This window comes from Azonexus sp. (genome assembly GCF_036170495.1).
Lineage (GTDB): Bacteria > Pseudomonadota > Gammaproteobacteria > Burkholderiales > Rhodocyclaceae > Azonexus.
On the sequence record NZ_JAVHPH010000070.1, the window covers coordinates 1 to 1,204 of the forward strand.

Consider the following 1,204-nt stretch of genomic DNA (forward strand, 5'->3'; position numbering starts at 1 on the left):
TGCGCGAGCACGAGGTGCGCTCCATCATCGGGCCCAACGGCGCGGGCAAGAGCTCCATGCTCAACTGCATCAACGGCGTGTACCAGCCGCAGGAGGGCTCGATCAGCTTTCGGGGCCAGACCTTCAAGCACATGAACAGCCGCCAGGTGGCCGAGATGGGCATCGCGCGCACCTTCCAGAACCTGGCCCTCTTCAAGGGCATGAGCGTCATCGACAACCTGATGTCGGGGCGCAACCTGAAGATGAAGACCAATGTCCTGCAGCAGGCGCTGCGCAACCCCTGGTTCGGCGCTGCCGAGAAGGAAGAGGTCGAGCACCGCGAGGCGGTGGAGAAGATCATCGACTTTCTCGAGATCCAGGCCTACCGCAAGACCCCCGTGGGCCGCCTGCCCTACGGCCTGCAGAAGCGCGTCGACCTCGGCCGTGCGCTGGCCATGGAGCCGCAGGTGCTGCTGCTGGACGAACCCATGGCCGGCATGAACGTCGAGGAGAAGCAGGACATGAGCCGCTTCATCCTCGACGTCAACGACGAGTACGGCACCACCATCGTGCTGATCGAACACGACATGGGGGTGGTGATGGACATCTCCGACCGCATCGTCGTGCTCGACTACGGCAAGAAGATCGGCGATGGCACGCCCGACGAGGTGCGCACCAACCCCGACGTCATCAGCGCCTACCTCGGTACCGGCCACTAGGCCGGCCATCCGAAGCCACCAAGGAAACCCCGTGGGACCCTTTCTCGAAACGCTGATCGGCGGCCTCATGACGGGCATGCTGTATTCGCTCGTCGCCCTCGGCTTCGTGCTCATCTTCAAGGCCAGCGGCGTGTTCAACTTCGCGCAGGGCGCGATGGTGCTGTTCGCGGCGCTGGCGATGGCGCGCTTCTCGGAATGGTTCCCGGCGCTGCTGGGCTTCGACAACAAGTTGCTGGCCAACCTGCTGGCCTTTGCCGGCGCGCTGGTGGTGATGGTCGCGGTGGCCTGGCTGATCGAGCGCCTGGTGCTCAGCAAGCTGGTCAACCAGGAGGGCGTGACCCTGCTGATGGCCACGCTGGGCGTGGCCTACTTCCTCGACGGCTTCGGGCAGACGCTGTTCGGCAGCGACATCTACAAGATCGACATCGGCCTGCCCAAGAACCCGATCTTCCTGCTCGAAAGCACTTTCCCCGGCGGCCTGCTGGTCAACAAGGAAGACCTCTACG

The 1,204-nt window shown here is 64.1% G+C and carries 2 protein-coding genes; both read left to right on the forward strand.

Annotation, left to right across the window (positions count from 1 at the left end; all coding sequences use genetic code 11):
• On the forward strand, positions 1-698 hold a 698-nt coding region (locus tag ADADOO_RS02395; RefSeq protein ID WP_511274688.1), incomplete at its 5' end, for an ABC transporter ATP-binding protein.
• 31 nt (positions 699-729) lie between these two features.
• Positions 730-1,204: ABC transporter permease subunit (locus ADADOO_RS02400; RefSeq protein ID WP_511274690.1), on the forward strand; the 475-nt coding region annotated here is incomplete at its 3' end.